At 61.8% G+C, this 7,238-nt stretch carries 4 protein-coding genes; all 4 read left to right on the top strand.

Going from position 1 to position 7,238, the window contains the following annotated elements; genetic code table 11:
* The coding region (locus IPF85_RS17915; RefSeq protein WP_343409417.1) for a hypothetical protein at positions 1-299 on the top strand (299 nt) is incomplete at its 5' end.
* A gap of 68 nt (positions 300-367) precedes the next feature.
* On the top strand, positions 368-2,272 hold the full coding sequence (locus tag IPF85_RS17910) for a hypothetical protein (protein ID WP_343409416.1): 1,905 nt from the start codon (positions 368-370) through the stop codon (positions 2,270-2,272).
* Positions 2,273-2,570: 298 nt separating this feature from the next.
* Complete coding sequence (locus tag IPF85_RS17905; protein WP_343409415.1) at positions 2,571-3,674, top strand: hypothetical protein; 1,104 nt, start codon at positions 2,571-2,573, stop codon at positions 3,672-3,674.
* A gap of 287 nt (positions 3,675-3,961) precedes the next feature.
* Positions 3,962-7,090, top strand: a complete 3,129-nt coding sequence (locus IPF85_RS17900; RefSeq protein WP_343409414.1) for a hypothetical protein — start codon at positions 3,962-3,964, stop codon at positions 7,088-7,090.
* Positions 7,091-7,238 lie beyond the last annotated feature (148 nt).

Below are 7,238 nucleotides of genomic sequence, written 5' to 3'. Positions count from 1 at the left end.
GCTTTGCACCGGGCTGGTATCTGCTGGCTGACCGCCCCAACCCGACGCCGTTCGACATCGTGCATGCCGGCCTGGGAACCACGGGCAGCGACGCGGCCCTGGTGCAGCGCCGGTTGGCCGCACAACCCCCGCAGGCGATCATCATGCCCGCCTGGCAGTGGCGGCCGGACGCCCAACCGCCCCGCGGCGACGCCCTGGCCGTGCAACAGGGTTTGGCCGCGTGGTGGGCCGCTCTCCCCCAGACTTATCGTGAAATCCCCCTGCCCACCGTGAGCCGTTGGGTCCTGCTGGTCAGGTAGCTCACCGCGTGGCAAACATCTCCACATAGCACCCAGCCGGGGGTATCCGGCGCATCGAGGAGGAAAGTATGAAAAGCAATTTCGTCAAGATAATCACTTCTGTGATGGTATTGGCCTTGATCGTTTCTTATCCCGTGGCATTAGCGGGCAGCTATCATACCGGCATTACGGTAGATGGTAGTGTGACTGACTGGAACGCCGACGAATTAGTGGCTCGTGAAAGCACCGATGACAGTAGCTTTGGAACGACCAACAACCTTGACCGCCTGTTCGTGACCTGGGACTCCCTCTATCTGTATTTGCGCGTGCAAGGAGAATATGAAAATAGCGGCAACAATGGATTCGTGGTCTTCCTGGACATCGAGTATGGCGGTGCATCCAACAGTGGTGTTGACAATCTCACCGGTCTGACCGACTCGACCGGAGCGGTGGATGCGCTCGTTACCAACCCCAGTTTTGACGAGAGCGACAGTAACTTCAAGGCTGATTACGCGACGGGTGTTTTTCAGAGAAGCACAGTGTCTGCTGGAAGCACTTCGGACAATGCTGGTTTGCGTGGATGGGGCGGCGATGGCGGCCGTGGCGGATCCACGAGCGTTTTTGCCTGGTTGACGGGGGTTGCTATCGCCATCACCGAGGGAACGCCTGATGAGGCGGAATTCTCGATCTCCTGGAATGACCTTTACGGGGCCGGCGCCGGCAAGGTTCCCACGGATGCCAAACTAGGTGTTGTTGTTGGTTATGGCAATACTCCGGGCGGCACCAGTGATGAGACCTTGCCAACGAACGGCGGCGGGGGTGGAGGTACGTTTAGTTCCATCTACACCGTAGATGTGGATGCCGATAACGACGGCTATCCTGATATCGGTGTCAAGACGGGCGACTCGAGCCTGGCCGACAACAGTACGGCCACCTCCAGTCAACCTAACAATGCTACCACCTACACCAGCGCCAAGACGATTGATGGTCGCCTGGACGATTGGCATACGAATGAGTTTCTGGGTGCTGGGACCAGTACCGGCGGTGGTGAATCACAGATGCGCTATTTCTTGACTTGGGACGCCAGCAACATCTACGTGGCCTTTGCCGGACTTGGTAGTGGCAGCGGCGACAAGTTCAACGTGTTGATTGACACTACCCTGGCAAATGGTGATCCAGATCGTGGAGGGTTTGCAGGAGTGCAGTTCAACAATGCCTTCGAACCTGAGTATGCTTATCAGTGGAACGGTGCTTCTCTCAACAAGTACCAGGCATCGGGTACCAGTTGGAGCGATGTATCGGATGATGGTAGTGGCAGTGACACCAACACGGATCCCGTTATTGTCGAGCTTTCGATCCCTCGCAGTGGGATCGGCTCACCTTCGAGCCTGGGTGTCTACCTGTACGCTTCCAATTCTTCGGACGCTGACTACGATGCCTTCAGGAATACGCCGGACAATATCAGCGCGTCTCCCCTGGAGAATCCGCTGGTCAATACCTACACTATGATTACCAAGTGGACGAACCTGGGCACTGGTGTGGATGTCAATGATGCCGATGTTCCCCTGGCCGCGGCCCTGGCCGGCTTCGACGCAGCGCAGGCCGGCGAGGCCATCCGCGTGAGTTGGGAAACGGTCAGCGAGATCGGCAACCTGGGCTTCAACCTGTGGCGCGGCACTTCGCCGAATGCGCCGGACGTGCAGCTCAACGCCAGCCTGATCCCGTCGCAGGCGCCGGGCAGCAGCCAGGGCTTCAGCTACGAGTGGCCCGACAGCGCCAACCTGGTCAACAACACCACCTACTACTACTGGCTGGAGGATGTGGACACCGCCGGCGCGATCACGCGGCACGGGCCCATCAGCGCGACCTATTCCGCGCCCACGGCCGTGCGCCTGCTGACCGCGGACGCCTCACCTGCGCTGCCGTTCGCCCTACCCCTGACCGCCGTCGGCCTGGCCGCCCTCGCCGCCCTGACCCTCCGCCGCCGGCGCTAGAAATTCGCACACAGGGACACCAAGGGCAGAAAACTCTTTGTGTCTTGGTGTCCCTGTGTGAGCCGGGAAAGAGTTCGCACACCAAGACACAAAGGACACCAAGGGCAGAAAACCCTTCTTTGTGTCTTGGTGTCCCTGTGTGAGTCCTTTTGTGTGAGCCAGGAAAAGAGTCTCACACGAAGATTGCTGGCTTACAGTCCTGTCAGGTATTTGTAACACATTTCGTCAGTTGCCGGGCCTACTATGAAGGTCAACTGGTATTTGTTCCAGTCGAACCCTAACCCGAAGGAGGCTTCCGGTGTTACATTCGATTCGACGATTCGCCCCCCTGGTTTTGCTCGTACTCTCGTTGATTTCCGTGCCCCTGGCGCAGGCCAACAGCGCTGTGAACGGCGCGGCCCTACTGGCGGAACCGTTGGCCGCCATTTCGTTTTCTGGCAGCTACGGCCCTCAAACCTTCGATACCCTTGCCAATTCCGGCTCAAGCTCATCGCTGCCCCCAGGATGGGAACTCTCGGAGAGCGGCGCCCAGGCCAACACGCAGTACACGGCCGGCTACGGCAGCTCAGGCACCGGAGACACCTACAGCTTCGGAGCCAGCGGCAGCAGCGAACGCGCCCTGGGGACCCAGCGATCCGGCAATTTCTCCTCCATGTTTGGCGTTCAGTTCCAAAACGACACGGGCGAAGAACTGACCGAGTTGTCTGTTCAATACGTCTGTGAGCAGTGGCGTCGCGGCGGTTCGGGCGCCGCTGATCGGCTCGATTTTCAGGTCAGCACCAACGCCACCTCGTTGACGACCGGAACCTGGATCAATGCCAATGCCCTCGATTGCATCAGCCCGGTCACCTCCGGCTCGGCCGGCGCCAAAGATGGGAATGCCAGCGCCAACCGCACCGCCGTCTCCGGCCTCATCGGCGGCCTGAGCATTGCCAATGGCGCCACCTTCTGGCTGCGTTGGACCGACTTCGATGTTTCCGCTGGCAATGATGGCCTGACCGTTGACGGTTTCACGCTGGCGCCCGGCGCCCTGGCCGCGGTCCTGGCGAGCTTCGACGCCGTGCAGTCCGGGGACGCCATCCTGGTCACCTGGGAGACGGTGTCCGAGGTGGGCAACGTCGGCTTCAACCTGTGGCGCGGAACCACGCCGAACGCGCCGGACGTGCAGCTCAACAGCACGCTGATCCCGTCGCAGGCCCCGGGCAGCAGCCAGGGCTTCAGCTACGAGTGGTTGGACGCGGCCAACCTGGTCAATAACACCACCTACTACTACTGGCTGGAGGATGTGGACATCGCGGGCGTGGTCACGCGGCACGGCCCCATCAGCGCGACCTATTCCCGCGCCCACGGCCGTGCGCCTCCTCGGCTTCGACGCCGCCCCCGCTCCCCTGTTCGCCCCTGACGCGTGGGCCTGGCCGGCCTGTCCGCCCTGACCCTCCGCCGCCGGCGCTAGAAATTCGCACACAGGGACACAAAGGACACCAAGAACAGAGATTTCTTCTTTGTTTCTTGGTGTCCCTGTGTGAGCATCGCCGGCAACGCGAAAAATCCATCCGTCTATCAGTTAGTCCGGTTGCAGTATCGTTGCTATCCCCGCGCTACGGCGGAATCGGCTGTCACCGATATCCCGCAGCCGTTCCTGTCTTCCCCGGAAAGGAAATACACTGATGCGGATTCCTCGAAAACCTGGTGCGCCTGTTTCCCCTCGTCGTTGTGATGGCCCTCCTGCCCCTGGCCGGCGTTACACCCAATGCGGAGCACGTGCGCGCCGCGCCGGCTGCGGCCATCAGCCTCTCCGCTCCTTACGAACAGAACTTCGATACATTGTCCAATACTGGCACCGGAAATCCCTGGACCGATGATTCAACTATTGCCGGTTGGTACACCAACAAGACAACCTACAATGCCGGAACCGGCACCAGCACCACCGGATCTGTCTTCAGTTTTGGTTCGACCGGTTCCACGGAACGCGCGCTAGGCTCGGTGGCATCTGGAACGACCGGTGCCATTTACTACGGCGTGCGCCTGGTCAACGACACCGGCTCTACTGTGTCTGCCATAGCCATAGACTACACCGGCGAACAGTGGCGAAACAGTGCAGATGCATCGCAGCACTCGCTCGCGTTTGCCTACCAGGTCGGCGCTACCAGCCTCACTGGCGGTTCGTGGACCGCCGCAAGTTCGCTCAATTTTGCCGGTCCAATTTCAGGAGGCACGGCTGGCGCGCTGGACGGAAATCTTGCTGCCAATCGAACCACGTTGTTTGCGGTTGTCAATGTCACCGTGACCAACGGCCAAGAGATTTGGCTCCGCTGGCAGGATGATAACAGCAGCGGCGACGATCACGGGTTGTCTATTGACGACTTCTCTGTGTCTGCACAACCGTATCTGGTGGTGACAAAAACCGCCAGTGAAAGCTCGGCCAGCCCTGGCGATGCACTCAACTATACGTTGGAGATACAGAATCTTGGAACAGTCGCCAGCGGCGTCACGGTGAGCGATGACTTCGATGAGACGAAGCTCGATTTTCTCAACTCATCTCCGGCCACATCCTCCTTCAACAGCAGCACGCAGGCGGCCACCTGGAGCATCGGCGCGCTGGCCGCGGGCGCTTCCACCACCATCAACGTGGAAGTCAACACCCTGGGCGGCGCCAGCGGCACGGTCAACAACGCCGCCACCGCCACCGGCGCCGGCCTGGGCGTCTCCACCTCGAACACGGCGGCCGTCTCCATCGTGGCGATTCCCACCCCATCCATCACCACCAACGGCTCCAAGACCTGCGGCACGGCCGGCGGTGTGAACGCTGAAGGCCCCGGTTTCTGCGACGCCGCCACCGGCCCGGGCGCGGAAAGCATCCTCTTGAGCATGAGCCCCTGCCGGGCCGCCGGCAAGATGTGCTTCATGGTGGATGTGCAGGCCAATGAGAGCTTGACGATCCATTCCAACGGCACAACCGCAGCGGGCAATCTGACCACAACCCCCTATTACCAGGGCGCGGCCGGTTCTTCGACCAACCAGGGCGACGCCACCGGCGTCAAGGACACCAGCATCACCGTGCCGGCCAGCGGCGTGGATCAATACCAGGTCTGCTTCGAGGGCACGGGCGGCGAGGTGCGCGACCTGTACGTCAAGTTCGCCACTCCCTCCGGCGCGACCGGCCGTATTCACTCGGACGCCTGGTGCATGTCCAACAAGACCTTCTGTCCCACCTGCAAGTTCGACTTCACCGTGCTGGCGCGCTGCGGTGAAAAGCTGCGCCTTCCCTTCGATGATTTCGAGAACATGACCGGCCTCAAGGTCTTCAAGCCGGGCGCGGGCGGCGCGCCGTCAACCACCACGCTGGCCGCGGTCTCGGTCCATCGCGTGCAGGGCGCCACCGATTGCACCTACTGGTCGCATGCGGGCGGCGACCCCAGCTCCACCAGCGGCACGTATGACGGCTCCTACTGCGGCAAGTCCATTCCGGCAGTCAACAGCGACAACGATACCGTGGCCTGGTACGACGGCGATGCGCTCAATCTGAGCAACGTCATCACCAACGAGGAATACTGGGGCGATGCCTGCTACACCGACCCGCCGCCGGACCCCACCGTGTCTAAAGGCTACTGCGCAGGCGGCGGCCTGTGCGAGTCGGCCTCGCCGGGCGATTCTAACTACAACAGCCAGGCGCAGATCTACCTGGAGATTGACCTGAGCGCTGCGGCCAACGGCTGCGGCGCCTACACCCTGCAGTCTGATCGCGCCACCGGCTACAACTGGAGTCTGCAGAGCTTCTGCTACGACGGCAGCACTCAGTTGGGCGCGCAGCAGGTCTACTTCAACGGTGCGACGCAGTGCAGCGGCGGTAATGCGCCCGGCCTGGCCGCCACGTCTGCCCTGCCTGAACTGGTCATTGACACCACCCTGGAAATCCTCGCCAATGGCGCGGTCAACCCGGCCGCGTGCAGCGGCGGCGTAGTGGACGCGCCCATCACCGTCAGCTACAATCTCGCCAATCCGAGCTGCGGCGCGGCCACCGGCCCCTTCAGCAACGCCTTCACCATCAGCGACGCCGGATGCGGCCAACAGCGCGACCCACAGCAGCGTAGCAACGCTGGCCGCGTACGCCCAACGCACCGAAACAGTCAACACCACCGTGCAGTGCGCATGCAGCGGCAGCCTGCTCATCGGCGGCGCTCTGCAAGTCACCAGTACGACCCTCGATTCCGCGTCCAGCCTGACCGAATGCTCCGAAAACAGCAACGCCGTCAACTGTCTGCCCACCACCTCGGTGACGCAGTCGCCGGCCGTTACCTCCTGCCTCAGCCTGTGGAACGCCGCAGGCACGCCCCTGGCCGCGGCGCTGGCGGGCTTCGATGCGACGCAGAGCGGCGAGGCCATCCGCGTGAGCTGGGAGACGGTCAGCGAGATCGGCAACGTCGGCTTCAACCTCTGGCGCGGAACCACGCCGAACGCACCAGACGTGCAGCTCAACGCCAGCCTGATCCCCTCGCAGGGGCCGGGCAGCAGCCAGGGCTTCAGCTACGAATGGCTGGACGCGGCCAACCTGGTCAACAACACCACCTACTACTATTGGCTGGAGGATGTGGACATCGCCGGCGCGGTCACGCGGCACGGCCCCATCAGCGCGACCTACGCGGCGCCCACGGCCGTGCATCTCCTCGACATCAGCGCCGCGCCCGCATCCCCCATCATCCTGCCCCTGGTTGCGATGGGCCTGGCCGGCCTGTCCGCCCTGACCCTCCGCCGCCGGCGCTAGAAATTCGCACACAGGGACACAAAGAACACCAAGAGCGAAAGAGTTCTTCTTTGTGACCCTGTAAAACTGATTGGCGCTCTTTGCGTTAAAGATTAACGCCAGAGCGCATAGGCAAGCCAAGCTTTTTGCTTTTGTCTTGGTTGCACCTTTGCGTCCTGAGCGTATTTGCGTTGGGAGAGTTAGCGCAAGGCCGAAGGGCGTAAC

It is taken from the genome of Candidatus Amarolinea dominans (assembly GCF_016704685.1).
In the GTDB taxonomy this organism is placed as follows: domain Bacteria; phylum Chloroflexota; class Anaerolineae; order SSC4; family Amarolineaceae; genus Amarolinea; species Amarolinea dominans.
This window is presented reverse-complemented; position numbering and strand designations above follow the sequence as displayed.